Genomic DNA, 26,819 nt, shown 5'->3' with positions numbered 1-26,819 from the left:
CCATTCATACTTTATCATTCATAATGCATAATTTAGATGTCGTTATTTATAAGTCGAAGCTCTCGCCTTTCTTTGGAATAATTACCTGAGGATAACCCTCTTCGGCCAGCGTGGCTTTAAATGATTCCATGCTCTCATATTCGCCGTGAACCAGGAAAATATTCTTAAGCGTTTCAGGCGATTGCATACTTACAAATCTAATAAGGTCGTTGCGGTCACCATGACCACTGAATACGTCAATCTTCTCAACATTAGCCAACACCTGATGGTCTTCGCCCTTGATGCTGAGAGTCGGCTGCCCGTTTAGTAACCGCCAGCCGAGCGTTCCTTCGGCGCAGTAGCCAATGATTAAGATGGTCGCATATGGATTGCTGATATTCTCGGCAACGTGGTATTCGACTCGCCCGCCCTGCACCATGCCCGACGATGAAATAATAATACAGGGTTCGCCATAGTTCGAAACAGCCTTACTGGCTTTCGACGATTCCAGAAACTGAAAATTCTGAAAATCAAACAGGGCTTCGTTTTCCTTGTAGAACTCTTTAGCTTCTCCATTCAGCATTTTGACATGCTGCAGATAAACCTTGGTACTTTCATAACCCATCGGGCTATCTGAAAAAACCTTGATTGGCGGAAAATCGCGTTCAGTATATAACCGGTTGAGGGTATATAGCAGGGCTTGGGTCCGGCCAACACTAAAGGATGGAATAATGAGCCGCCCCGGAATGTCGATGCACGTCCGTTGAATGATATCAGCCAATGCATCTTCGGGCGACATCAGATCTTCATGTAGACGATTGCCGTAAGTGCTTTCACAGATGAGGTAATCGACCGTCGGCACGGTTGCTGGATCAACTAGGAGAGGATAGTTTTTGCGGCCAAGGTCGCCCGAGAAACAAATACTTTTCCGTTCACCATTCTCCATCACGTTAATTACAATGTGAGCCGCACCAAGCAAATGTCCTGCCGGAATAAACGTTACATCAACGCCATCGGCAACTTTAAACTTTCGATTAAAGCTGATGGGCACCACATTTTCCATCGCTTCGCGAACTTGTCTGTCTAAAAACAAGTCTTTCTGCATCTGCGACTGTCGATCTTTTACCCGTTGTTTTTTACTGGTATTTAGTTCATTGATGCGCTTCTGGTTTAATGATGCGGCATCTTTGAGCAATACGTTAGTCAGGGCAAAGGTTGGTTCTGTACACAAAATCTGCCCTTCGTATCCTTCACGAAACAAATTGGGCAGATTGCCCGAGTGATCCATGTGGGCATGGGTCAGGAGCACTAAATTTATACTCGAAGCCTCAAACGGGAAAAATCCCGGATGAGTAACGGCGGGGGCTGTCTGCCCGTTGGAACTAGACCGTTCCATATCAGACCCACAGTCAACCAGGATGCGGTAATCATCCTCCAGTTCCAGCAGGTACATACTGCCAGTCACCTGCCGGGCCGCCCCCAGAAATGATAATTTCATGCGTACAACTTTAACTATTCGGTGTCGTTTATTCTATCTATTGAGAAGGGTGGTTTTAAAGCAAGTTGGGTGGCGCGTATTTCGTAAGTTTGCAAAAGTACGAAATACCCTTCGAATCGCCTAACTGTTCCTAGATGCGCTTTATTACCTGTTTTCCGGTCTATACATCTATTTTCTTTCTGGTCTGTTTACTAAGTTCTTACGGTCCCGCACCGGCCCTTTCTCAAATCCAGCAACCGGCTGATTCACTGACTATTCAGCATCTTATAAGGCAGATAGAAACATTTCAGGCGAGTTCGGCGGTCCAGTTTGGCACCGTTGCCCTGTCGGTTCGGCGCGTGCGCGATGGCGAAGAATTTATTGGCTATAACGCCCGTCTGAGTTTGCCATCGGCCTCAACACTAAAACTGATTACCACGGCAACGGCCTTAGCTGTATTGGGACCCAACTATACATACACAACCGCCCTCGAATATGACGGCATCATAAAGGACAGTGTACTAACGGGGAATCTGTATATTCGGGGCACCGGGGACCCCTCACTGGGTAGCTGGCGATTCCCGACTTACTACGATTTACCGGCTCTTCTTAAAAGTTGGTCGGAGGCTATTCAGGCTGCGGGTATTCGTCGAATACAGGGCATAGTTGTTGGCGATGCCAGCCTGTACGACGATTTGACTACCCCTTCTACCTGGCCGTTCGGTGATTTAGGCAATTATTATGGAGCCAGTCTGAGTGCGTTGACGATCAATGAAAATCTATTCCGCGTGTTTTTCCGGCCAGGCAAGTCGGTTAGCGCACCAGCCAGTGTATTACGCACCGATCCATCACTGCCTTATTTGAGCTTTCGAAATACTGTTACAACCGACGCAGCCAATACCGGCGATCAGGTGAACATCTATGGAGCCCCGTTTATGAACCAGCAGTGGCTAACGGGGAAAGTACCGCTCGGTGAACCAGCCAATGAGTTTAGCGTGAAAGGTTCCCTGCCTGACCCAGCCTTTTTTGCGGCCTATGCGCTTCAGAACCAACTTATTCAGGACAACATAACAATCAGTAGTCCACCTATATCCTTGGGTGGTGGCCTGCCAACAACCATTGCATCAGTGGGGAAGCGCACAACTCTTAATCAGCATAAATCGCCATTACTGACAGAATTGGTGCAGCAAACGAATTTCCAAAGTATTAATCTTTATGCTGAAGCACTACTGCGAACAACGGCCCTGACGCTGAATAAAACCGTCCGGTCAACAGATGCCAGCGTAGAAGCATTGACTACATTCTGGAAAAATAAAGGGGTGGCCATTGATGGTTTTCGAATTCGGGATGGAAGCGGCCTATCGACTGTAGGGGCCCTTACCGCCGACAATATGACCGGGATTTTGAGTGTAATGGGCCGCGAAAAAACGTTTCCGCAGTTCTACGAAACCATTCCGGTGGTCGGGCAATCCGGAACGGTGCGGAGTCTGGCCCGTGGCACAGCCGCAGCAGGTAATATCAGGGCTAAAAGTGGCTCTATTGAAGGGGTTCGGGCCTACGCTGGTTATTTTACGGCTATAGACGGAGAGCGAATGAGTTTCTGCGTACTGGTCAATAAATTTACCCCCGGCCAGAACCGCGCTGTAACGAATGAATTAGAAAAGATTTTTGTCGGCTTGGTTGGATTAGCTGGTAAATAAATTAGCAAATGGAAAGATGCTTCATATACGGCAGCAAATACATTTTATGTCAGCACAGGCAACTTAAGCAAAGCCAGCTACCTATTTATCTCCTTCTTCGTGCTCACAAACAGTGACAACGTTGAACCAATATTGGCCAATCGCTTTTGTAACTTCGCTGAGCCGTTGAAACGTTGGTGGCTTGGTAATGAAGCTATTAGCTCCGTTAAAGTAAGACGTTTCAATGTCATCTTTTGCATCTGAGGTTGTCAGCACCACAATTGGAATATGGCGAAAATCTTCATTTGCTTTTATCTCACGCAGGGCTTCACGCCCATCTTTGCGGGGCATATTCAGGTCCAGCAAAATCAATTCAGGCAACGTATGATCCGCTCCCACGTACCTTCCTTCATACCGCAGGAAATCCAACAGGTCTTCACCATCTTCCGCAAACGAAATTCGACTTAACGGGTAATGCTGATAAAATGCCTCTCGGGTCAGATAACGGTCGTCTTCATCGTCGTCAACTAGCAGGATATGAATAGGCTTCTGAAGTTGGTCGGTCATAATATTGTAGTGATTGACTTTCGGGTAAAACAACGATAAATATAGTGCCCTCATTGGGCTTACTGCGGGCCGTTATGTACCCGTGGTGATACATAACGACACGCTTACAAACAGCCAGTCCAATACCGGTTCCTTCAAAAGTACTCTTGCCGTGTAAGCGTTGAAAAACTTTAAAGATGTGGTCTAAGTATTTCTCCTCAAACCCAATCCCATTATCCTCAATGGTGATTTCAACGTAGGGTCTTCCAGAAATCAAGTCCGCATAAGCTTCACCATCAATTGCCTTTGCCTGAATACGAAGCAACGGCTGCACATCGGGCCGGATAAATTTTAGCGCGTTGGAAATTAGATTACTGAACAAATGGTTCATCTGACTGGAAATACCCTCAATAACGGGCAACCCACTTACGTCAACGCGCACATCCAGCCCCTTAATCCGTAGTTCCTGATCGTCCAGAATACACTGAACAATTTCGTTCAATGACACAGATCTGAAATCTTCCCGATGACTGGAAATACGGGAAAAATTCAGCAAGTCTTTGATGAGTTTGGACATTCGCTCGGCTGAGTTCGATATTTTGCCCATAAACAGCATACTGTCTTCATCGAACAGATTAACATACCGATCAGTGATCAAATTGGAAAATGACTGAATCTTCCGCAGAGGCTCCTGTAAATCGTGGCTGGCAACGAAAGCAAACCGCTCAAGTTCTTCGTTGGAAGCTTCCAACTGCCGAATCTGTTCCCTTAGTTGAGAATCAAAAGCAAGAAGCTGATCTTCGGTCTCCTGCCGGTGGGCCAGTTCCTGATGCAGCAGCCGGTATGAAATAGCCAGCGTTATAAATGTCAGCAATGACAGGGCGCAGATGATAACGAGTGTATTACGAAACGAACGGTCGGCCTGCCGGTTTCTAATTTCCATGAACGTTCGCTCCGTATCGACCATAAGGGCTACATGCGTTCGCAGAAGGTCCATTCGGTGTTTACCTTCGGCACTGACCGCCAGACTCCTTTTGTCGAATGGTCTAATGCCAATACGTACCTGGGTTGCAGCTATTTTGTCTTTAATGAGTTGCTCCAGAAGAACCCGACGCTGAATCTGTACTTTATTATCAGTAGTAATTAGTCGCAGTTGTTCAATCTCACCCGGCAGCCGCCGGAGAGCCATTCGGTAGGGCGCCAGATACATTGTATCATTTGTGATAACGTAGCCTCGTGCGCCGGTTTCAACATCCTTGACCGATGACAGTATATTTTCGAGCGCCCCCGTTACTTCATACGTACGCCTAACCCGTTGCACATCTTCGCCGTATTGGGTGTAGCTATAAAACGATATGGCAAAACCCGACGCAATCAGCACTACAGCCACAATGAACCCCAGTGCAATGCGCCGGTTCATTAGGGAGAGGCCAATGGAGGGTAATCTTTTCATAACGCTAAACAGGCAATTCGCAACAAAGATAGAAAACGAACGTAGGCGTCGCCTATTCTTGATACCGTTTCTTCTTACAACGTTTCAACGACTAAATTATGGTTCGTGTATATACATACATCAGCCGCAATATGCAGACTTTCACGGACCATCTCTTCAGCCGACAGGGCAGACGCATGTTTTTTCAGGGCTAAAGCCGCCGACTGTGCATACATACCACCCGAACCAATAGCCGCCACATCCTGATCAGGTTCAATTACATCGCCTGTGCCCGATACGAGAAGCAGGTCTTCTTTGGACGCTACAATCAACATCGCTTCAAGTTTGCGCAGGTAGCGGTCGGTGCGCCAGTCTTTCGCCAGTTCAATAGCCGCCCGTTTGAGGTTGCCACCGTAGGCATTTAGTTTTTCTTCAAAACGTTCAATAAGTGTAAAGGCATCGGCGGTGGAACCGGCAAAACCCGCCAGCACTTTGCCACCCATCAGAACGCGGACTTTACGAACATTACTCTTGGCAATGGTATCGCCCATTGTGGCTTGGCCGTCAGCACCGAGCGACACGTGACCGTTGTGCCGAATGCCAACTACCGTAGTTGCATGAATTTTGGGTTGCATGAATTTTGAGTTATTGGGTAGTATAACGTGATAACGGCGGTTTGTAGTTCGTGCTTTGCCCTGTTATACCAATCCGGTAGCCCGGCGGGTTAGACCAGGGTCTTACGTAACAGCAATGGGTACGTTAACTTTCCGAAAATGGAATAGGGCGGTTAACACTTTCTTCTAGCGAAATAATCGTTTCGGTGCGCTGTATACCACTCACTTTCTGAATCTTATCGTGCAATACCTCGCGCAAGTGCTGAGTATCGCGGCAAACGATTTTGGCAAAAATACTGTAGACCCCCGTTGTGTAATGAACATTGACAACTTCAGGTATTTTCTCCAATTGTTTAGAGACCTCTTCGTACAATGAACTCTTATCCAGATAGATACCCAGAAAAGCACTGATATCCCAACCGAGTTTCGCATGATCTATAACTAACTGCGACCCACGTACAATACCCATCTGCTTCAATTTGTTCATCCGAACATGAACCGTACCGCCTGATACAAAAATACGTTTGCCAATTTCAGTATAGGCCATATTAGCGTCCTGCATCAGTAAACTTAATATTTTCAGATCAGTATTATCAATTTCTAAATTTTTCTCGATCATTTTAAAGCTATTTTTGATGAGTGCTAACAAAAATAGCTCGCTTTTGAATAAATTATAAATTTTTAGATTTTTTTATATAAAATTTGCAATGAATTACCTATGTAGACTACCTTTGTCTTATTAAGTTGATCAAGCGGGGTCACACGCTGGTCTTCTTGATATTTTTTTCTCACACTGTAGGATGTCGAAATTGGCAGACGTGCCCTCCTGTCTCGGGGGTGGTGATAAAGAATAAACGCAGCATAATGCCGCCCGCAAGGGCGACTGGGGTTGACCACCAGAGTTGTACTGTGGCTAACTGCACCGTGGGTGGTTCGAGTCCCCCTCCTACAGCACTAGATTACCGTGTACTGCTTTGGCAGGTTGCACGTTTCTATTGATTTTTAGTTTGTTGATGAAGTGTAATTAAACACGCCGGCTCCCTGATGAGTCCGGCGTTTGTTTTTTTTACACGATTCGCATCTAACTCAAACGCGGACTTTTTTGCCTATTTTTGCCGTTTACTACTAAAGACTCCTCCGTCGTAGCGACGATCCGATATTCCAACGTGAAACATATCCGTAATTTTTGCATTATCGCCCATATTGACCACGGCAAAAGCACACTGGCCGATCGATTATTAGAATTTACCAAAACTGTTGGCAGCCGCGACATGCAGGCCCAATTGCTGGATGACATGGATCTGGAACGTGAGCGCGGCATCACGATCAAGAGCCACGCCATCCAGATGAATTATACGTATAAGGGTGATGTCTACACGCTTAATTTGATCGACACACCGGGCCACGTTGATTTTTCTTACGAAGTATCGCGGTCAATTGCTGCTTGCGAGGGTGTTCTGCTTCTGGTAGATGCCGCGCAGGGAATTGAAGCCCAGACGATTTCGAATTTATATCTGGCCATGAATAATGACCTGGTCATTATTCCGGTTTTGAATAAGATTGATTTGCCGGGAGCCATGCCCGAAGAAGTGAAAGACGAAATGGTGGACCTGATTGGTTGCGAACGCGACGATATCATTCCGGCCAGTGGGAAGGAAGGCATCGGCGTACCCGAAATCCTGGCGGCTATTGTCGAGCGGATTCCGGCACCCCAGGGTGATCCAGATGGCGAGCTACAGGCCCTTATTTTTGATTCCCATTACAACTCGTACCGGGGAATTGAGGTTATATTCCGGGTTAAGAACGGTCGTATCGGTAAAGGTGATAAAGTTAAATTCATGAACACCGGCAAGGAATATACTGCCGATGAAGTAGGTACACTGGGCTTAGTGCAGGTACCGAAAGATGTGATTGAATGTGGCGATGTAGGGTATCTGATTTCGGGTATCAAAGTAGCCAAAGAAGTTAAAGTTGGTGATACAATAACCCAACTCAACCGTCCGGCGAAACTAGCCATTCAGGGTTTTTCGGAGGTAAAGCCGATGGTATTTGCGGGTATTTATCCCGTTGAAACCAGCGAATTTGAGGAGTTGCGCGATGCGATGGAGAAACTCCAGCTCAACGACGCGGCCCTTGTTTGGGAGCCTGAAACATCGGCGGCTCTGGGTTTCGGCTTCCGCTGTGGCTTCCTCGGTATGCTGCACATGGAGATTGTGCAGGAGCGACTCGAACGCGAATTCGACATGACTGTAATCACGACAGTGCCTTCAGTTCGGTTTGAGGTAATGACTACTAAGGGCGTAAACCTACAAGTGTCAGCTCCCGCTGAAATGCCGGATCCTAACTTGATTGACTGGATCGAAGAACCGTTTATTAAGGCGCAGATCATCACCAAAGCCGATTACGTCGGGGCTATAATAGGTCTGTGCATGGACAAACGGAGTCTGCTCAAGAATCAGGTATACCTGACGCAAGACCGTGTGGAATTGCAGTTTGAGATGCCACTGGCCGAAGTCGTGTTTGATTTCTTCGATAAACTCAAAACCATTTCGCGCGGGTATGCTTCCCTGGATTACGAGTTCATTGATAACCGCGAGTCCAACATGGTGAAATTAGATGTCATGCTCAACGGCGAACCAGTAGATGCCCTTTCCGCTATTGTTCACCGCGACAAAGCGTATGAGTGGGGCAAAAAACTTTGTGAAAAGCTTCGCGAGTTGATACCCCGGCAACAGTTTGAAATTGCCATTCAGGCTGCCATTGGCCAGAAAATTATTGCTAGAGAAACCTTGAGTGCCCTCCGAAAAGACGTATTGGCCAAGTGTTATGGCGGTGATATTTCCCGGAAACGTAAGCTACTTGAAAAGCAGAAAAAAGGGAAGAAACGAATGCGGCAAGTTGGTAACGTCGAGATACCACAGGAAGCATTTATGGCGGTCTTGAAAATTAATTAACTGAAAAACCAGTCCGTTTCGGGACTGGTTTTTTTTGTAAGCCATAAATAGAAGCGATTTAAAAGCTGACCGGATCATCCAACTTCAGCGATCCAACTATTAATGCCAGAATAAAGCCGGTAAAATGCCGTGTGAATTACGCATAAAGAAAGGAACCGGTCTTGAGTGGAAAATATGAAACAACCGACGTTGCAACGTTTGTAAATTGGTTTGATACTCATTTAAATTAATCGGCTGGAACAACTAGGAAATAGTCGTAGGTTGCTCTTTACTCCTCGTCGGAATACTCCCTGTACTACTTACAATGCTAATGTAACGCTAGTAACTTAAGAAGCTCAAACTCTAAAACTTACGTCTAGTTCATTGCCTCTTATTCGTTCTTTTTCTAAGTAAATAGACTTATATCTTTCTCGTAATAACAGTATTTCTCGATAGACTAATAGGTAATTGACTGATAATCATTTTTTTACATTTTCTTTGGAAAAACAAAATCGCTTATTCACCTTTGCCTATTAATCAACAGGGATAGTAGTCATTTACCCATCAGTATTGGCATGAGCACTTCACAACAATCGGCGTCTCTATATGTAAGGCCAACGTCTCTTTCGGGAGATGGGGCTATGTGCCGAACGACTCGGTACCGCTGTTGTTGTGGTTAATCTCTCCTTCGCTCAGCCTCCTGATCTGGTATAAGCTTAACAGAGTTTAGTATGTTGATCCCGCTCATCATTGTTAGGTAACTGTAACAGATGAAGTGAATTCCAGAGAAATACCCAATTATCCTACAAAGCCAATAGAATAAATAGTTAACAGCTAATTGTTCTTCCCAAATTTTGATTATGCACGTATTGATAACCTCTCCCCCACCCGATATACATGAATTCGTTATACACGTAACGTATCAGATTTCCGGGTTCGACCGCATAAATTTTGTTAACGATATTACGGCTATTGTGCTACAGGATAGTTCCTGTGAAATCCGTAGCCTTTCTTTCGAAGCCGATGGCCTGAAAGCAAATGGATTGTTGATCGTTCAGATGCGGCAAGAAAAACCACATTATAATCTGGCTCGGCGGCTACAATCAGTACGTGGCATGGTGAGTGTACGGGAAGTGTAGTAAAATTTCAGTAATACCAGCGAGTAAACCAGCGGCAACTGGTTTATTCGCTCATAAAAAAGTCGGAACGGCGGCAACCGTTCCGACTGGCTAACAAAAAGGCTCTGACAAGCCTCATTTTTCACATAACCAAGACAAAGTAATGCAAAAAGTTTTATTTGCGGGAGTAGTCTGGCTACTCTCTTGCGGATGGTTGCTGGCACAATCACCTGTAACACACGTATCGGGAACCGTTCGGACCGAAAATGGTGAACCACTGCCGGGCGCAAATGTGGTGTTGAAAGCCCAAACAAAGGGGGCAACTACAGACGCGAATGGTCATTACGACCTCAATGCCCGCTTGGGCGACGAGTTAATTATTTCTGCAATTGGTTACCAAAGTGCTCAGGTAAAGGTAGGCTCAAAGACTACACTTGATGTCTCCTTACAGGAATCCGCGTCGCAACTGAATGAAGTGGTTGTAGTCGGATACGGCATCCAGGATCGTAAAAATCTGGTTGGTTCTGTAACACAGGTCAACGCCGAAGAAATCAAAAACCGACCGGTGGCTAGTTTCGACCAGCAATTACAGGGTCGGGCTGCCGGGGTACAAGTGGCGGCTAACACGGGTGTACCCGGCGACGGTATTTTCTTTCGCATCCGGGGAACAACCTCCATCAATGCCAGCAATGATCCGCTGTATGTAGTTGATGGGGTATTCGTGAACAATCAGTCGCTACAAAAAATCACGACACAGGGACAATCGAATAACCCATTAGCCGATATCAATCCCGCCGATATTGAGTCAATTTCGATTTTGAAAGATGCCGAAGCGACCGCCATTTATGGAGCGCGGGCCGCGAATGGTGTAGTATTGATTACGACCAAACGAGGAGCGTATAACAGTAAAACAAAAGTTAGCCTGAACGCATCCGTCGGGCAGGCATGGGCACCAAAACTATGGGATTTAGCAACCGGCCCCGAACATGCAACAATCATCAACGAAGCCTGGCTAAACGATGGTAAACCGGCTGCAACGCGGCCTTTCCGACCCGTTTCGGAAGGTGGTCGTGGCCTCCCGGAAGAACAACCTACGTATGATCGATTAAGCGATATTTTCCGGACGGGTGCGCTGCGAAACTACGATGTAGCGGTATCGGGTGGTACGAAGCAAACCCGGTTCTACATTGGGGGTGGTTACACAAGCCAGCAAGCTACGCTACGCACCAACGACTTCGCCCGGGCAAGTTTCAAAATCAATCTGGATCAGGACATCACCGATAAAATTCGTATTGGTACGAGCAATATTTTATCGCAGTCAAACCGGACAAATGCCCGTGTTGGCGATGGGCCACAGGGCGGCATTTTGCAAGCAGCTTTGCATACACCCACCTATTTACCCAAGTTTAACACCGACGGAACTTACGCAAAGTGGGCAGGTTTCGACAATTTGGATGTGCTCATCAACAACACTGATATGCATTCGACCAGTACCCGTTACATCGGTAATGTTTACGGTGAATATGACATCATTAGCGGCCTTAAATTCCGTAGTAGTTGGAGTATTGATTACAACGACTACAATGAATATGAATACTGGAATACGCTGACCAACCGAGGCAGCGCGAGCAAAGGACTGGCCACGTCGAGTGTAAGTAAAAATATAATCTGGATTAACGAACAGACTTTATCCTATCGTCAGACGTTTGGCACACGTCATAGTTTTGGAGCATTGGTAGGAAATACGGTGCAGGGCAATGTATCGACGCAGACATTAGCGCAGGGCACAAACTTCCCCTCCGACGCCTTCAAACAAATTGCCTCAGCCTCGGTAACCACATCATCCTCGAACCGTAACCAATACACTCTGGTCTCCTTTTTTGGGCGGGTCGATTACAATTTTGCGAAGAAATACTTTTTTGAAACCAGCCTTCGGGCCGATGCCTCGTCGAAATTCGCCGATGGCCATCGTTGGGGGTATTTCCCATCGGCAGGGGTAGCCTGGCAGCTTAAGCAGGAAAATTTTCTGCGGGATGTTAATTTTCTGAGTGAGTTGAAAGTACGAGCCAGCATCGGCTTGACAGGCAACCAGAATGGTATTGGCAACTACGCATCGCGCGGACTCTGGGACGGTGGCTATAATTATCAGGACAATCCGGGTACGGTACCCGTGCAATTAGCTAACCCCAACCTGAAATGGGAAACCACCCGGCAAACCAACGTAGGGTTAAACGTAGGCTTTCTTAACAACCGTATCGGTCTGGAAATTAATGCCTATTCAAAATACACCTACGATCTACTGCTTCAGGTGCCATTGGCGCAAAGTTCGGGCTTTGCCAGCATCTACCGGAACGATGGCGAAATTAGCAACCGAGGACTTGAATTTGCCATCAATTCACTGAACATCAGCAAAGGTGGTTTCCAATGGAATACAAGCTTCAACATCGCCAAAAACGTTAACCGGATTGAGAAACTTCCCCTTCCGGTCGATGCCAACTACGCAGCCGAACGGATGGCACAGGGGTATTCATTTCATTCCTTCTTCGTGTATAAACAGCTTTACGTCGATCCAAAAACAGGCGACGCGGTTTACGAAGATGTTAATAAAGACGGTAAGATTACGGTGGCCGATAAGCAGTTCTATGGTAGTGCGTTACCCAAGTTTTTCGGTGGTTTGAACAATACTTTCTCGTATAAGGGCTTTGACTTGTCGGTGTTCTTCAACTTCAGTTCCGGCAGCAAAATATTTAACAGCAACCGGTTTTTTCACGAGTCGGGTGGCACGCGGGATGACCGTCGAGCCATCAACAAAAACCAACTGACGCGCTGGCAGAAAGAAGGCGACATTACCGATGTGCCACGCGTCACGACTTTGGGTAATAATTACAACCTGAGTCCAATTAGCCGCTTTGTGGAAGATGGGTCATTCCTCCGTCTGAACTCGCTCGTATTCGGGTATACCATACCCAAATCGGTACTTCGTCGGGTGGGCATTTCGTCGGCACGGGTGTATTACAGTGGCTCGAATCTATGGTTGTTGAGTAACTATCAGGGGCCAGACCCGGAGGTGAACGTTACAGCTGATCCAACTACGCAAGGCTATGACCTGGGTACGCCCCCACAGCCCCGAACCGCTCAGTTTGGCCTCAACCTAACTATCTGATTTGACTAATTGGTCAAATCAGATAGTTAGGTTGAGGCCACATATGTATAGCAATCATTTGCTCTATAAACATCTGACCCTAACAAGCTCATACAGGAACACTTGACAGTCTGAATCTGACATTCTGTTCACAAGAATCATCCATCATGAAAAAGCATTTAAGTTTATTTTTCTTCGTTCTCCTGCTTACCGGCTGCCAGCAATTTTTAAACGTGCAGCCCGAATTACAAGTAGACCAAACCCAGGCGATTACCAACGCCAGCACAGCCGAGGCTGCTGTCAATGGATTATATAATCGGTTGGGGAATGACAACTATTATGGCTCAAATTTCCCGGCTTTATCGTATCTATCGGGTGGCGATGTACAGTGGACCGGTTCGCAATCGGCTCCTCAGGAGATAACAGCCCGTAAGCTCACGGCGACAAACAGTTACGTTGGCTCGGCCTGGAGTGCCATATACAGCACCATTTTACAGGCAAACTATTTGCTTGAAACCGTACCTACTCTGGTTGATCCTCAATTGACTGTAGACCGGAAAAAACAGATTCAGGGCGAAGCATACACATTGCGGGCATTGTCGTATTTTGATTTGGTTCGTAGTTGGGGTGGCGTACAACTGGTTTTGAAGGCGACGCATACGCCATCCGACAATACAGGAATCATTCGCAGTAGTGTGGATGAAACGTATGAGCAGGTGCTAAAAGACTTGACCGCTGCTGAACCACTGCTGGGCACGACCACCAACCGCAACAAGGTTACCCGGAAGACAGTCTGGGCATTGCGGGCGCGCTATCACTTATACCGGCAAGAATGGGACCAGGCAGAAACCTACGCCAGTAAGCTTATTGATGATGCAGCTAGCTATAAACTGGCGAAGCCCTACAGTGCATTTTTTGCTGGTAATGCTACGGCCACAACGGAGTCGGTTTTTGAGATTGCGTACACCAATTCCTTCAAAAATGGTCATTATAACTGGTGGTTGCCGCCAGCTCTTAGTGGTCGACGGGAATGGGCACCTACAGACAAACTGGTAGCGTTACTTAACGATCCCAATGTGGGCGGCAATCGCAAAGAATTGATTGCTCAAACAAGTCCGCCGGGCAATTTGTGGTATGGTAAATTATACTGTCGTACTCCGCTTGGCACCGATCCGGCTTACATTATTCGTATCGCCGAACTGTATTTGATTCGGGCTGAAGCCCGCGCCCGGCTTGGCAAACTATATACCGCTCTTGCCGACCTAAACGCCATTCGTGATCGGTCTGGTGTATCCGCTTCACAGGCAGCGACCAAAGATGCTCTGCTGTTAGCCATTGAAACCGAGCGGCAAGTTGAGTTCCCATTTGAAGCCGATCGCTGGTTCAATCTGGTTCGTACGGGTCGAGTGGCACCGGTACTGGGTATCACCGATGCGAGTAAATTTGTTCTGCCAATTCCCAACAGCGAAATCTTAGCGGATAAAGCATTGACACAAAATCAAGGGTATTAATTTAACTTCGTCCAGTCGAGTAATAATGCTCCGGCTGCCTGAAAATCAAACGACTGAATATGAAAAAGCAATTCGTTTTCCTGTTCCTCTCTTTAACACTGCTTGCGGGGTTAACCAACGCGCAGACTTCCCAAACCGTAGGGCCCGAAAAAGGCTCATTGGTTATTGTGGGCGGGGGTGCTATGGGGCCAGAGCTCTGGACCCGATTTATTGACTTGGCCGGTGGACCTGCCAACGCTAACATTGTGATTATTCCAACAGCGGGAGAAGACTCATCGGCCAACAGTGCTCCCCGCGAGAAGGAAAAGTTACTCAGCCTCGGCGTTAAAAATATTACCATTCTGCACACCCGCGACCCGAAGGTGGCTAATCAGGAATCGTTTGTGGCTCCATTGCGCAAAGCAACGGGGGTTTGGTTTGTTGGCGGGCGTCATTGGCGGTTGGCTGATTCGTACTTGAATACGTTGGCTCACAAAGAATTTAATGCCGTATTAAGTCGGGGTGGCGTTATCGGTGGAACATCGGCAGGAGCCACAATTATAGGTTCCTTCATGGTGCGGGGCGATACTAAGGGCAATTCGATCATGATTGGCGACCATACACAAGGGTTTGATTTTATTCATAACGTGACAATCGATCAGCACTTTCTGCGTCGGAATCGTCAATTTGACCTCATTGAGGTTATTAAAACCCGTCCCGAATTACTCGGTATTGCCATTGACGAAGGCACGGCCATTGTGGTGCAGCAAAATACGTTCGATGTAATCGGCAACTCGTATGTGGGAATCTATGAAGCGGGGCAAATTGCCAATAGTACGAAATATCCGTCCGGGCAAAACAGCAGTGGCGGGCCATTCTATTTTCTTGGAAAAGGACAGAAGTTTGATCTGCAAGCCCGAAAAGTAATTAATCAACAGCCCCAACGGGTCAATGAACCCGCTAAGTAAACAAGCGTAAACGGCACCTTTGCCACTATCCTTTAGCTGGCAAAGGTGCTTTTCCTCTATCGTAAATAGGTCTATCTTTTATTTGTATTTCCTATTTATTCTATAGAGATAATTACAAATTCAAAATTTTATAGATGATGCCAAACACCAGCAATGATCAACTAGCTCCTGCCTGGACAAGGACCGAAAAAATAGCGTTTCGCTTCATATTTATCTACTTCCTTATTCAGGCCGTACCGCTCGATTGGCATTTCTATCGTGACCTGTTTACGATTAATTGGGGCGCTTTTTACTACCGCGACCTATTCAATTTATCACGGTACGCTCCTCATTTTTTTGGCTCAAATGACACATTTGCCAACTGGCTAGTAGTAGCACTCATCGCCTTGGCTGGTACGATTCTCTGGACATTCCGCAATCAGAAACGAACTGATTATGCTGACTTGTATTACTGGCTCCGGGTTGTCGTGCGATATCGATTGGCAATTGCCGTCATCGCTTATGGCTTTATCAAATTATTTCCGTTACAGGCACCCCTCCCGTCAATCAGCAACCTCAACACACCCTACGGTGATTTTACAAGTTGGAAATTATTCTCGCTCAGCTTGGGGATTGTCCCTTCTTACGAATCCTTTTTGGGTTTAGTTGAAATTCTCGGCGGCTTGTTGCTGCTCAATCGAAAGACAGCCACCATTGGCACCTTGATTATCATTCCGTTTCTGGGAAACGTGTTCATGTCCAATCTGGCCTACGAAGGTGGCGAGTCTGTGTATAGTTTCCTCCTGATTACGTTCGCGTTATTTTTGTTTTCCTTCGATGCCATTCGACTATTCCGTTTGGTTTCCCTTGAGCAACGAACCATACCCAATCGGTTTAATCCAGTTTTGACAGAATCGTGGCAGCGTTACGGTCGCCTGGTTCTCAAAAGTGGCTTCATTTTCTTCGCTGTATTTCTTTACGGCTACAAAACATACGCAGCCTACAAAGCGGGTTCTTACCAGTTTCCGAAAACACGGGGCATAGCTGGAGCGGCTGGCGTGTATGATGTACAGGAATTCAAGCTGGCAGGAGTAACGCTCCCCTATTCCCAAACAGACTCCGTACGCTGGCAGGATGTAGTATTCGAAACCTGGAACACGATCAGCATAAAGTCAAATCGACCAATTGTCCTCGACCGGTCGAATACTGAGCAGATTCAAGCCGACGATATGGCCCGTACCTACGAGCAGGCAGGCTCGGCGGGTCGCCATTATTATAGCTATCAGATTGATTCGGTCAGGCATGTATTGAGACTGAAAAACCGAAATCCGAACTATCCAAATGAAACGCTGACACTCCACTACGAGCAAGCAGGCAAGAATCAAATCACCCTGACCGGATTAAATGAAAACCGGGATTCTATCTATGCCGTAATCCATAAACTCGATAAAAAATACCTGCTGAACGAAGCTGCGAAAGCAGGTCGTCGGGGCACGCTAAAACTTTAACCGCTTTCCGCCATGTCTACTACCCAAACAAGTTTACCTGTTTATGAACGGGAAAGAATCGCGCCAAAAATCGCGCCTGTTCAAGCCGAAAGCACAACGCCTAAGCCCTGGACAACCGGGCAGAAGATCGCGTTTCGGATTGCGTTCGTCTTCTTTATTATTTTCTCGATACCGACCAATATAGGCTGGTATAAAAACCTGTTCTCACTCGATTGGCTGCATTTGCACTACCGCGATCTGTATGATGTGGCCCGCTTTCAGCCAACTATTCTTGGTCGCGTAACGTGGTGGCCATCGTGGATGGGGTATGGCGAGTGGGTGTTTATTTTGCTTGTTGCCACGGCAATTGGCCTGATCTGGACTGCCGTTTCTCGTTGGCGTAAACCAGAACCAAAAAACTACAATCTTTTATATTACTGGCTCCGGGTTGTCGTTCGCTACCGGGCGGGCATTGGTATCATTGGCTTTGGTTTTACTAAACTTCTGCCCACGCAGTTGCCTTACCCGTCGCTGGGGCTGCTGAACACCAGTTTTGGAGATCTTACCGCCCAGAAAATTTACTGGCTTTATATCGGCATTGCCCCCTGGTATGAAGTATTTGCCGGTGTAGTTGAGGTGTTGGCAGGTGCCCTGCTGTTTTTCCGGGCAACTACTTTCTGGGGATCGGTGCTGCTGTTTGGAGCACTGGCCGATATTGTTTATGTCAACCTTTCCTACGATGGCGGGGTGCATGGGTACAGCTCGTACTTCGTTGTGCTGGCGGGTTTTTTATTGGTGTACTATATCCGGGATTTGTATACCCTCCTGATTCACCAGCAGGTTACGATTCCGGTTCATTACTATCCGTCGCTGACGGGTTGGCAACAAGCAACTCGTATTAGTCTGAAAACCGCGACTATTGGTGTGTTTCTGGTGCTCTTATTCTGGATTCAGTACCTCAACTTTCGGTACGATCCGTACAAACAGCCCGCTCAGAAAGGTGTTCGGGAGCTTCGAGGCAATTATAACGTAACGGAGTTTCGGCTGAATAATAAAGTAATCCCCTATTCGCCAGTGGATTCGGTTCGGTGGCAGGAAGCGACCTTTGAAAACTGGTCGACGCTGACATTTAAAGTGAACCGTGCGGTGCCCCTGGACCTCTCCAACGGGGGCGGTTCACCCATGCGCGACATCAACCGAACCTTCGAACTGACGGGGGTAGCCGGTGGTCAGCGGGTGTTTTATTACGACGTGGACTCAATAAATCACGTCTTGTATTTGCAGGATAAATACCGCCCGTCTGATGGTAGAAGAGAAGGCGGAGAAACCGATGGTACTTCTGCCAACAAGCAGGAAAAGAAAAAGTCGAATCGCAACGATAACCCGACTAAGGCGGTGGACAACTGGATTCCGGCCACTGCGCTAGCCAATATCGGTCCCGAAGAGTCAAAAATCGAGTCTATTGCCCGCACGACCCGGCGCAACAAGGGTATTAAGTCAGAAGCCCGTCTGGAAGATGGGAAACGTAACCGCATGATTCTGAACTACCAAACGACAGACGGAGCGCATGTTGTGCTGACAGGCATCAACGAGAACAAAGAATCAATTTATGTCGTACTGGACCGCGTAGAGCGCGATTACGCCCTCTCAAAGAGTACATTAAACGCTGGGACATACTAAACGTTCCTGTCAGGTGGTAAGAGTAAGTCAACGAAGCAATTACAAACGAATGAAGAACTACGGGTATAGCGTTTATCTGATTGGTGCGCTAGTATTGGTAATCTTTGATAGCTGTTTTCAGGCGAACGGAAAAGGGAGTTTCAGATTAACCAGTTCGAAAACCGAGTTGGTGGCTCAAATTGATACGTTACCGTGGCCTGCCAGCTTTGGCTTTGGCCGTTTAGCCAGTCAAGCAGAAATCACCCGGTTAGACATCGACGTTCGGCCCGACGGCAAAGGACTGCCAGCCGGTGAGGGAAAGCCAGCTACAGGAAAAATGATTTTTGCCGTAAAATGTGCGGCCTGTCATGGAGTTGGTGGCGTGGGCGGGCCGAGCGGCTCGCTGGTCAGTTCGATCAGTGCTACAAAGAAACGTCCCGAAAAAATAATCGGTAACTACTGGCCCTATGCGACCACCGTTTTCGATTATATCCGTCGGGCTATGCCATTCAGCGAGCCAGGTTCACTCACCAATGAAGAAGTCTACCATCTGACGGCCTATTTGCTGAACGCCAACGGCATCATTGACGAAAAAACATTTATTGATGCCAAAACACTACCCAAAGTGGTAATGCCCGCGCAAAAACTATTCGTGTCTGACGACCGGAAAGGAGGACCGGAAATAAAGTAATATGAAGAACAAAATCATTCATATCGACCAGTTTACGAGCAAAATTTCCCGTCGGACAATGCTGGGCGGAGCCGCGACGGCGGCTGTAGCCATCGTACAAACGGCATCCGGCAAAACTATTTAGGAAGGTGTTTCAGTAGCAGACTTAAGACTCGATGATCCAACCAAGAAAATAGGCACATTGGCCGGTGAAGTAGGTATGCGGTCATCCTTTGAAAAAGTCAGCAAGAAACCTTCCGATATTTCGTCACGGTCGCCCTTACAGGATTTTTATGGTATCATTACGCCATCAGACCTCCACTTTGAACGCCACCACGCCGGGGTTCCGGCCATCGATCCCACTAAACACGAGTTGCTTATTCACGGACTGATCGATAAACCGATGATCTTTACCGTAGCCGACCTGAAACGTTTTCCGTCGGTTTCACGGATTGCTTTTCTGGAATGTTCGGGCAACTTCCGAACCGGCAAAGAAACCATGACTCCGCAGGATATGTGCGGCCTCACCAGCCAAAGCGAGTGGACGGGCGTTAAGCTCTCAACGCTGTTTCGGGAGGTGGGCGTGAAACCCAAGGCAAGCTGGTTTCTGGCTGAAGGGTCTGATGCCACTGTGCTGACCCGCAGTATACCGGTCAAAAAAGGATGGGACGATGCCATTATCGCGTATGCCCAGAACGGTGAGGCTCTGCGGCCTGAACAGGGCTATCCCGTTCGTTTACTTCTGCCGGGTTGGGAAGGAAATACGTAGGTAAAATGGCTTCGCCGGATCGAGTTGTCCGATCAGCCGTTTATGACCCGCGAAGAAACCTCGAAGTATACGGAGCCAATTAAAGACAATAAGTTTAGACAGTTCAGTTTCGACATTGATGCCCGGTCGATTATTACATTTCCGTCGTATCCGAAGAAAGTTGAAAAAGGCTGGATCGAAATTCGGGGTATAGGCTGGAGTGGCAGAGGGAAAGTGGTTCGAGTTGACGTGAGCACTGATGCGGGTAAAACCTGGAATGCCGCTACCCTTCAAGACCCTATTCTGGACAAAGCCCATACCGCTTTCCGGTATTTATGGAAGTGGAACGGCGACGGAACCGAAATTCTGAGTCGCGTAACCGATGAGACGGGCTACATCCAACCTACTCTAAAGCAATTGATTGATGCACGAGGTGGTGGATCGTTGGGTTATCATTTTAATCCAATTACCGCCTGGCAAATCAAGCCGGATGGCAGTGTATTATTTAAGCCCGAAACCTGGTAAGTCTACCAGTAATAGATAATTATTATTCAACCTTAAGCCCGTTTATCGAACGATAGGTTTGACTGTTTGGACCTCTGAGTTAGCGATCAAGCTGTCTAAGTTTTTTGTGAATGAAACTATATAGGGCCAATGTTTTTTATTAGTGTGTAGAAGCAGACAGCCGAATTTTTGTAATTCAAAGCACCTATAAATGGCTAAAACCGATTTCGATGCAGTAATAGTTGGTTCGGGGCCAAATGGCCTAAGCGCTGCCATTACGATGCAACTTGCCGGACTTTCGGTGTTAGTCCTGGAAGCCAAAGATACCATTGGGGGTGGTCTGCGCTCGGCTGACCTAACGCTGCCCGGCTTTGTACATGACATCTGCTCGGCCATTCATCCGTTGGCGGTTGGCTCACCTTTTTTTCGGACCCTGCCACTTGCCGATCATGGCATGGAGTTTATTTACCCGTCTGTGTCGGCAGCGCACCCCTTCGATGATGGCACGGCAGCGGCCCTAGCACGTTCGGTAGTGGAGACAGCTCATTCTCTCGGCGTTGATGAACAGGTGTATCAGAATCTGCTAGAACCCATCGTACGCGATTGGCCAACAATGGCCGCTGATATACTGGGGCCGTTACGGTTTCCAAAACATCCAATAAACATGGCCTGTTTTGGATTAAATGCGGTTCTGCCTGTTACGCAGTTGGTGAAGCGATTCAAAACCAAAGAAGCGCGGGGTCTTATAGGAGGCATGGCCGCTCATGCTATTCAGCCGCTGAGTAACCTAACCACATCGGCCATTGCCCTGGTACTTATGACCGCCGGACACCTGCGCGGCTGGCCCGTACCCAAAGGTGGTTCGCAGACAATTGCCAACGCCTTAGCCTCTTACTTTCGCTCGATTGGTGGGAAAATTGAAACGGGCCAACTTGTGAAATCGCTCCGGGATATTCCGTCAGCAAAAGTTGTGCTATTTGATGTTACGCCGAAACAACTACTCAGTATTGCCGGAGAACGCTTTTCGCCCATTTACCGCAAGCAGTTGGAACACTACCGCTATGGCATGGGCGTTTTTAAAATAGACTGGGCATTAGATGGACCAATTCCGTTCACAGCTACCGAATGTCAACAAGCAGGAACGGTTCATATTGGCGGCACATTCGAGGAAATTGTCGAAACAGAACAGCTTTCTTCGGAGGGACAGCATCCCGACCGGCCATTCGTTTTGCTGGCACAGCCGAGTCTCTTCGACCCAAGCCGCGCGCCCGCAGGCCAGCATACGGCCTGGGCTTATTGCCACGTTCCCAACGGCTCGACACTAGACCGAACTGAGGTTATTGAGCAACAGGTAGAACGTTTTGCGCCGGGTTTTCGCGACCGGATTCTGGATCGCCATACCATGAATACGATGCAAATGGAGGGCTACAACCCAAATTATATTGGGGGTGACATTAATGGTGGCATTATCGATATTGGTCAACTATACACCCGTCCGGTGATTGGTCTATCACCTTATAAAACCTCAGCACCAGGCATTTTTATCTGCTCATCCTCCACACCACCCGGCGGTGGCGTACACGGTATGTGCGGCTATCACGCGGCTCGGGTTGCTTTGCGCGAGGGGTTTGGCCTGCCCGTTCCAATAACACTGACGACCGGGTAAAAGAGCAAAATACCATCCTCATAACTGCCTAATAACCATATAGGTATATAGTTTCACTACCAATAATCGCCTAAATTCCCACTATTAGTAAGCGTCAATCATATGGATAAAAATCATGGGTAAATTTCACGATTCCATCAAATCCGCGCACAAAAGCTTCATCCGAAAGCAACACATGTTTTTTGTCAGCACAGCCCCGTTGAGTGCTGATGGACGAGTTAATCTCTCACCTAAAGGACTGGATTGCTTTCGGGTTTTGTCAGACAATAAAGTGGCTTACATGGATTTGATAAGCAGCGGAAACGAAACGTCGGCTCATACGCTTGAAAATGGCCGTATCACGTTTATGTTCTGCTCATTTGAAGGCGCCCCCAATATCCTCCGACTCTATGGAAATGGATATACCGTATTACCCAACTCGGAAGAATGGGTTGAATACTCACCGAATTTTACGATTTACCCAAGCACCCGCCAACTTATCGTCGCTGATATTGATCTAGTGCAAACTTCCTGCGGCTTTGGGGTTCCTTTATTTGAGTATTCCGGCGAACGCGATGTACACTTCGATTGGGCTGAGAAAAAAGGCAGCGATGGCTTAGCTGACTATGTCCAGAAAAATAATTTGACCAGCCTCGATGGGTTGCCAACAAATCTGGGACTAAACCTAGAGTAACGTCAAATTTGGCGTTGCCGAAAATCATCTGTACTACAATGGCGACGAAAACGCCTAGTCAGCCGCTCCAAACGATGCAGAAGAGAACAAAGGAAAGAACCGATGCGTTGAATTCGTTGTCTTATCCTTGTAAATTAACAGTCATTCGTTACGGGTGGATAGTCATCTTTTCTATCACCAATTAGTAACGATTAGTGGCTGATGGCTATCGACTAGTAATCAATGACTTTCTTCGTAAAACCCGGTTCTATTGTCCGCCAGATTTGGGGCGATGCTGATGTAATTTTGTTAGTTTTTGCTGGGTCATCTGCTGAATTCGCGTTGAATCGGGCGGTCGATTGGCTGTTTTTCACAGGTAAGCTACCCGCTGACCCCATTGCCCGACTTTTTTCGACAGTTCGTTATGCGCAGGAGATCGTATTCGCCCCTGAAACTCAGGCTCGGCAGGCCATTGCCCGCATGAGTGCCATTCATGGCGGGGTCGAACAAAAACGGGGCTATCAAATTCCCGACTGGGCATACCGCGACGTGCTCTACATGCTGATCGACTACTCGGAGCGAGCCTACGAAACCTTGTACCGGCCACTCACCGACCCTGAACGAGAAGAACTATTTAGCACCTTTCGGGAAGTGGGTGCGGGTATGCACGTTCCCGATCTGCCCAACAAGTACGCCGACTGGCGAATTGACCGGGAAGCTCACCTGAATCAGGATTTAGTTCGCAGCCAGTTTACCGATAAATTGTTTCAACGCTACCGGGAACAGTTGGGCAGCTGGCGGTATAATCTGCTTCGGCAGGCGCAGGCCATTCTTGCTCCTGAACAAGTTAGCCAGCGACTGGCTTTACCCAAAAAACCGTTACTGGCCTATTCTCTCGGCATCTATAAAGTGATGAATACCATCGGTCTTCGCTCCATAGTGCAACGTGTGTTATTACCGTCAGCCTATCTGAATCAAATTCGAAGTTTGGATATTGACAGCTAATGAATGGGTGAGAATTGAGTAACTTGGTCGTTTCGGGGCTATCATTACCTGCATCATAATCGATTATCACTCTTTCATCAACATGACTACTTCGCCCATTACAACCTCTGTCTTTGATCTGTTTAAAGTTGGGCCGGGGCCATCAAGTTCGCATACAATTGGACCGATGAAAGCGGCTTTTGATTTTCGGCAACGGATAGCCCACCTGTCTATCGATATTCAGCAACAGGCTGAAGCCATTCATATTCATCTCTACGGATCATTAAGTGCAACGGGCAAGGGTCATGGTACCGACCGCGCCATAGTGGCCGGATTGATGGGCTGGCAACCCGAAACGACCGACCCTGTTGCTCTGCTTAAACTCCTCCGCGACCCGACAATCGTGTATCCTGTTCCAATAGGTAATCACACCATTAATCTTAGTCCGCAACATATTCATTTCGAGCGCGTTCGTTACGACTCACCTTACCACAATACAATGGTACTCAAACTAACGTCGGGTGATCAGACGTTGACGGAGCAAGAATATTACTCCATTGGCGGTGGGTTTATTATCCGCAAAGGTGAACCGGAAATTGTTCCCGGCAGTCTGTCCGTACCTTATCCGTACGGGACGATGGCCGAGCTAAAAGCCCAACTCACAACGCATACGATAACCCTCGACGAGTTGATGATGGCTAATGAAATGGCCTTAACTGGCCGCAGCCGCATGGAAGTTAATCAGCGGCTGGACCAGATTCTGGCTTTCATGCACAAGGCCGTTCGGCGGGGGCTCAAGCATAAAGGCATCCTGCCAGGCTCCATTAGACTGAGTCGTAAAGCGCCGATTTTGTTCCAACAGGCGAAAGGCATGAGCCAATCATCCGACAGTTTTCTTATTTTCCTGAATGCTTATTGTTTGGCCGCTTCAGAAGAGAATGCAGCCGGGGGGATCGTTGTGACGGCTCCCACCTCGGGCGCGTCGGGTGTAATTCCGGGATTAACCTACCTGGCCAAACACCATTTTCACTACGACCGGCCAATATTGCGAGCGGGTATGCTGGCGGCTGCGGCTATTGGATTTCTAGTTAAACATAACGCTAGTATTTCGGGAGCAGAAATGGGTTGCATGGGTGAAGTTGGTACGGCATCAGCCATGGGGGCGGCCTTTTTAACTCGCTGTACTCAGTCCATTGCCAACATTGGCCCGATAGAAGCCGCTGCCGAAATAGGTATCGAACATCATCTCGGCATGACCTGCGACCCCATTGGCGGATACGTACAAATTCCGTGTATTGAGCGCAATGCCATGGGTGCTGTTAAAGCCTATAACGCCTTTCTACTAGCAACATCAGGGGCGGCTTCCTATCAAAAAATTTCGCTTGATTCAGTTATCAAGGTTATGAAGGCAACCGGTCGGGATATGTCCACAAAGTACAAGGAGACCTCAGAGGCAGGACTGGCGCTGAGTGCAACGGAGTGTTAAGATAGTATACGAACGTTAGGCGTAGAACGCCATGAGCAGTGTCAGGTTCTTAAACCTGACACTTTTTTATGCGAATTAAGGCCAATATGGAGCGTGTATAAAAATATCTAGAGTGTCTATTACTACCTGGAATCATACAGGATTCTTCGAGTACATGTATACAATCCGAGGAACGGAGATGACCATCTCTGTCAAGTTTATCCCCTCTATTTCTCTTAAAGTCTGCATTGAGTATCAATTCTTCGTTACTCCCTACTACTGTTTATCGTCCAATTGGCCTTGTTGATACGTATACTGGTGAACGTAGTAAAACCAGTGTTGTCAATAGGCGAATATACCTTCTATGCAACTTTGATCAATCAGTGAATATCTATCTGAATTATACTATGGCAAACATCTTTTTTATATCTGTCAGGCGGTTATTGCCAACTACATTACTTTCATTAATATGCCTATCATCTTTTGCACAAACTATTTCTTTAGATACCCTACTACAACCGGGAAACTACCAATCAACAATTAGCTATTTCATCAAGAAATTCCCCAGTTATACCCATAATCTAAAGGAAAATAAATACGAATTCTCTAAAAATGGTACGCTTTTAAAGATGTATCTAGATAAGCAGTATTATACTTTCTCTATGCGTTCTGTAGATGGAATTAGAGTGGGCAATGTACTATTAAACAGCAAGACAAGACCTGATGTTGTCTATAAATTAGAGACATATAACCGAGATAATATTTTCAAGATAATTCCAGAAAAACGCCATTACAAAATCATTTATCCTCTCAGCTTAAATAACTCAGCAAAAATAGAACTGATCTTTATTTCCAAAAAGAAGGAGCATAGCAATCCCATCATCGATTACAGCCCGTCTAATGATTTTTATAGAGAAGCAAAATTGGTAGGTATAGTCGCCAGTTCAATTGATTACCAATTATCTACTGAAAAATTAGCTATTAACTGTGACTGTGATTTAGGCAAAAGTGACAGCTTACAAAAAGTAGGTGAGAAGCAAAAAGCGTTAGCGAATTACATAAAAATCGCTGGAAAATACAATAAAAAGCAACTCCTACAGTGTGAGTCATTTGGCAAAATTCTACAACTTTCAGAAGAATTAAATAATTATGATAGTCAGATTAGTGCACTAGAACACTTGCTTACCCTGAACGGTAATGGAACTCAAAACGGCTATTATTTATTAAAACTTTGCGAGTTATATTTTTACAAAGGCAACGCTAAACATGTGAAGCGCATGAAGAAATTAATTATGAGTAATGAATCTAGTTACGCTACCGATAAATTAGCAGCAACATTTTATTGGAATATAATGCAACACATACAAAATAATGAGGACATAGTAAGCAAGCGTGAAATCTCTGACGCATCATTAAACTTTAATTTAAAAGTACAGCCTGAAAAGTTCAAAAATCTATTAAAGTGGCTTAATAAATCCGAAATTGACTCTGCCAAGAAAGCCTATATTACATCGTTATTAACGAATATAACGCAGAATGAAATAAAAATATAGCAAGCCTTACGAACTACTACACGGATAGTGCGGGGCTTGAGCGCGATTGCAACTGACCTCATGACCTTACACAT

19 protein-coding genes and 1 pseudogene are annotated in these 26,819 nt (G+C 46.9%); 15 read left to right on the top strand and 5 right to left on the bottom strand.

The genetic code is table 11. The features are described 5' to 3' along the window. Positions 1-46: 46 nt before the first annotated feature. The gene (locus ACFS25_RS05870) at positions 47-1,477 is read right to left on the bottom strand and encodes an MBL fold metallo-hydrolase RNA specificity domain-containing protein (protein ID WP_381497531.1); all 1,431 of its coding nucleotides are present in this window, start codon (positions 1,475-1,477) and stop codon (positions 47-49) included. 134 nt (positions 1,478-1,611) lie between these two features. Here ACFS25_RS05870 and dacB point away from each other — a divergent pair, with 134 nt between their 5' ends. Then, entirely contained in the window at positions 1,612-3,156 is a 1,545-nt protein-coding gene (gene dacB, locus ACFS25_RS05865; RefSeq protein ID WP_381497528.1) for a D-alanyl-D-alanine carboxypeptidase/D-alanyl-D-alanine endopeptidase, read from the top strand. Positions 3,157-3,237: 81 nt separating this feature from the next. Here the strand turns inward: dacB and ACFS25_RS05860 are convergent, their stop codons facing one another. The 4 genes from ACFS25_RS05860 to ACFS25_RS05845 all read right to left on the bottom strand — a co-directional run bounded on the left by ACFS25_RS05860 (position 3,238) and on the right by ACFS25_RS05845 (position 6,346). Beyond that, positions 3,238-3,702, bottom strand: coding sequence for a response regulator (locus tag ACFS25_RS05860; protein WP_381497526.1), 465 nt, complete (start codon positions 3,700-3,702; stop codon positions 3,238-3,240). Beyond that, a complete protein-coding gene (locus tag ACFS25_RS05855) occupies positions 3,659-5,134 on the bottom strand; it encodes a sensor histidine kinase (protein ID WP_381497524.1) in 1,476 nt (491 codons plus the stop codon). Before ACFS25_RS05855 ends, ACFS25_RS05860 begins: the two co-directional genes overlap by 44 nt. Positions 5,135-5,208: 74 nt before the next feature. Then, positions 5,209-5,748, bottom strand: coding sequence for an ATP-dependent protease subunit HslV (gene hslV / locus ACFS25_RS05850; protein WP_381497522.1), 540 nt, complete (start codon positions 5,746-5,748; stop codon positions 5,209-5,211). 124 nt (positions 5,749-5,872) lie between these two features. Continuing rightward, positions 5,873-6,346: an Lrp/AsnC ligand binding domain-containing protein gene (locus ACFS25_RS05845; protein ID WP_381497520.1), complete on the bottom strand. Its 474-nt coding sequence runs from the start codon at positions 6,344-6,346 to the stop codon at positions 5,873-5,875. 547 nt (positions 6,347-6,893) lie between these two features. On the opposite strand from ACFS25_RS05845, the gene lepA reads away from it, so the two are divergent. The 14 genes and pseudogenes from lepA (at position 6,894) to ACFS25_RS05775 (ending at position 26,745) form a co-directional block, all read left to right on the top strand. Further along, positions 6,894-8,681 carry a translation elongation factor 4 gene (gene lepA, locus ACFS25_RS05840; protein WP_381497518.1) on the top strand — a complete coding sequence of 596 codons (1,788 nt, stop codon included), beginning with the start codon at positions 6,894-6,896 and terminating at the stop codon, positions 8,679-8,681. An 839-nt stretch (positions 8,682-9,520) separates the two neighbouring features. Then, positions 9,521-9,799: a hypothetical protein gene (locus ACFS25_RS05835; protein WP_381497516.1), complete on the top strand. Its 279-nt coding sequence runs from the start codon at positions 9,521-9,523 to the stop codon at positions 9,797-9,799. Positions 9,800-9,941: 142 nt separating this feature from the next. Next, the gene (locus ACFS25_RS05830) at positions 9,942-12,941 is read left to right on the top strand and encodes a SusC/RagA family TonB-linked outer membrane protein (protein WP_381497514.1); all 3,000 of its coding nucleotides are present in this window, start codon (positions 9,942-9,944) and stop codon (positions 12,939-12,941) included. Positions 12,942-13,087: 146 nt separating this feature from the next. Continuing rightward, on the top strand, positions 13,088-14,431 hold the full coding sequence (locus tag ACFS25_RS05825; RefSeq protein WP_381497512.1) for a RagB/SusD family nutrient uptake outer membrane protein: 1,344 nt from the start codon (positions 13,088-13,090) through the stop codon (positions 14,429-14,431). 59 nt (positions 14,432-14,490) lie between these two features. Then, complete coding sequence (locus tag ACFS25_RS05820) at positions 14,491-15,378, top strand: cyanophycinase (RefSeq protein WP_381497510.1); 888 nt, start codon at positions 14,491-14,493, stop codon at positions 15,376-15,378. Positions 15,379-15,512: 134 nt separating this feature from the next. Then, complete coding sequence (locus tag ACFS25_RS05815; protein WP_381497508.1) at positions 15,513-16,865, top strand: DoxX family protein; 1,353 nt, start codon at positions 15,513-15,515, stop codon at positions 16,863-16,865. Between the two features lie 12 nt (positions 16,866-16,877). Continuing rightward, entirely contained in the window at positions 16,878-18,524 is a 1,647-nt protein-coding gene (locus ACFS25_RS05810; RefSeq protein ID WP_381497506.1) for a hypothetical protein, read from the top strand. A gap of 49 nt (positions 18,525-18,573) precedes the next feature. Next, positions 18,574-19,194 (top strand): c-type cytochrome, encoded by a 621-nt coding sequence (locus tag ACFS25_RS05805; RefSeq protein ID WP_381497504.1) that lies wholly within the window; start codon positions 18,574-18,576, stop codon positions 19,192-19,194. 1 nt (position 19,195) lies between these two features. Next, positions 19,196-20,446 (top strand): annotated as a pseudogene (gene soxC / locus ACFS25_RS05800) (sulfite dehydrogenase). Between the two features lie 190 nt (positions 20,447-20,636). Further along, complete coding sequence (locus ACFS25_RS05795; RefSeq protein ID WP_381497502.1) at positions 20,637-22,091, top strand: phytoene desaturase family protein; 1,455 nt, start codon at positions 20,637-20,639, stop codon at positions 22,089-22,091. A 115-nt stretch (positions 22,092-22,206) separates the two neighbouring features. Then, positions 22,207-22,764 carry a pyridoxamine 5'-phosphate oxidase family protein gene (locus ACFS25_RS05790; protein ID WP_381497500.1) on the top strand — a complete coding sequence of 186 codons (558 nt, stop codon included), beginning with the start codon at positions 22,207-22,209 and terminating at the stop codon, positions 22,762-22,764. Between the two features lie 222 nt (positions 22,765-22,986). Further along, positions 22,987-23,748 (top strand): oxygenase MpaB family protein, encoded by a 762-nt coding sequence (locus tag ACFS25_RS05785; protein ID WP_381497498.1) that lies wholly within the window; start codon positions 22,987-22,989, stop codon positions 23,746-23,748. An 82-nt stretch (positions 23,749-23,830) separates the two neighbouring features. Continuing rightward, the gene (locus tag ACFS25_RS05780; protein ID WP_381497496.1) at positions 23,831-25,213 is read left to right on the top strand and encodes an L-serine ammonia-lyase; all 1,383 of its coding nucleotides are present in this window, start codon (positions 23,831-23,833) and stop codon (positions 25,211-25,213) included. Between the two features lie 386 nt (positions 25,214-25,599). Further along, the gene (locus ACFS25_RS05775; protein ID WP_381497494.1) at positions 25,600-26,745 is read left to right on the top strand and encodes a hypothetical protein; all 1,146 of its coding nucleotides are present in this window, start codon (positions 25,600-25,602) and stop codon (positions 26,743-26,745) included. Positions 26,746-26,819: the final 74 nt, after the last annotated feature.

It is taken from the genome of Spirosoma flavum, assembly GCF_042686045.1.
Taxonomy (GTDB): Bacteria; Bacteroidota; Bacteroidia; order Cytophagales; family Spirosomataceae; genus Spirosoma; species Spirosoma flavum.
Note: the sequence above shows the minus strand (reverse complement) of the source record. Positions and strands in the feature narration are given on the sequence as shown.

Bases quoted from the DNA above. Each gene is read 5' to 3' on its own strand.
- ACFS25_RS05870 (WP_381497531.1), bottom strand. From the start codon at position 1,477: ATGAAATTATCATTTCTGGGGGCGGCCCGGCAGGTGACTGGCAGTATG.
- dacB (WP_381497528.1), top strand. From the start codon at position 1,612: ATGCGCTTTATTACCTGTTTTCCGGTCTATACATCTATTTTCTTTCTG.
- ACFS25_RS05860 (WP_381497526.1), bottom strand. From the start codon at position 3,702: ATGACCGACCAACTTCAGAAGCCTATTCATATCCTGCTAGTTGACGAC.
- ACFS25_RS05855 (WP_381497524.1), bottom strand. From the start codon at position 5,134: ATGAAAAGATTACCCTCCATTGGCCTCTCCCTAATGAACCGGCGCATT.
- hslV (WP_381497522.1), bottom strand. From the start codon at position 5,748: ATGCAACCCAAAATTCATGCAACTACGGTAGTTGGCATTCGGCACAAC.
- ACFS25_RS05845 (WP_381497520.1), bottom strand. From the start codon at position 6,346: ATGATCGAGAAAAATTTAGAAATTGATAATACTGATCTGAAAATATTA.
- ACFS25_RS05835 (WP_381497516.1), top strand. From the start codon at position 9,521: ATGCACGTATTGATAACCTCTCCCCCACCCGATATACATGAATTCGTT.
- ACFS25_RS05830 (WP_381497514.1), top strand. From the start codon at position 9,942: ATGCAAAAAGTTTTATTTGCGGGAGTAGTCTGGCTACTCTCTTGCGGA.
- ACFS25_RS05825 (WP_381497512.1), top strand. From the start codon at position 13,088: ATGAAAAAGCATTTAAGTTTATTTTTCTTCGTTCTCCTGCTTACCGGC.
- ACFS25_RS05820 (WP_381497510.1), top strand. From the start codon at position 14,491: ATGAAAAAGCAATTCGTTTTCCTGTTCCTCTCTTTAACACTGCTTGCG.
- ACFS25_RS05815 (WP_381497508.1), top strand. From the start codon at position 15,513: ATGATGCCAAACACCAGCAATGATCAACTAGCTCCTGCCTGGACAAGG.
- ACFS25_RS05810 (WP_381497506.1), top strand. From the start codon at position 16,878: ATGTCTACTACCCAAACAAGTTTACCTGTTTATGAACGGGAAAGAATC.
- ACFS25_RS05805 (WP_381497504.1), top strand. From the start codon at position 18,574: ATGAAGAACTACGGGTATAGCGTTTATCTGATTGGTGCGCTAGTATTG.
- ACFS25_RS05795 (WP_381497502.1), top strand. From the start codon at position 20,637: ATGGCTAAAACCGATTTCGATGCAGTAATAGTTGGTTCGGGGCCAAAT.
- ACFS25_RS05790 (WP_381497500.1), top strand. From the start codon at position 22,207: ATGGGTAAATTTCACGATTCCATCAAATCCGCGCACAAAAGCTTCATC.
- ACFS25_RS05785 (WP_381497498.1), top strand. From the start codon at position 22,987: ATGACTTTCTTCGTAAAACCCGGTTCTATTGTCCGCCAGATTTGGGGC.
- ACFS25_RS05780 (WP_381497496.1), top strand. From the start codon at position 23,831: ATGACTACTTCGCCCATTACAACCTCTGTCTTTGATCTGTTTAAAGTT.
- ACFS25_RS05775 (WP_381497494.1), top strand. From the start codon at position 25,600: ATGGCAAACATCTTTTTTATATCTGTCAGGCGGTTATTGCCAACTACA.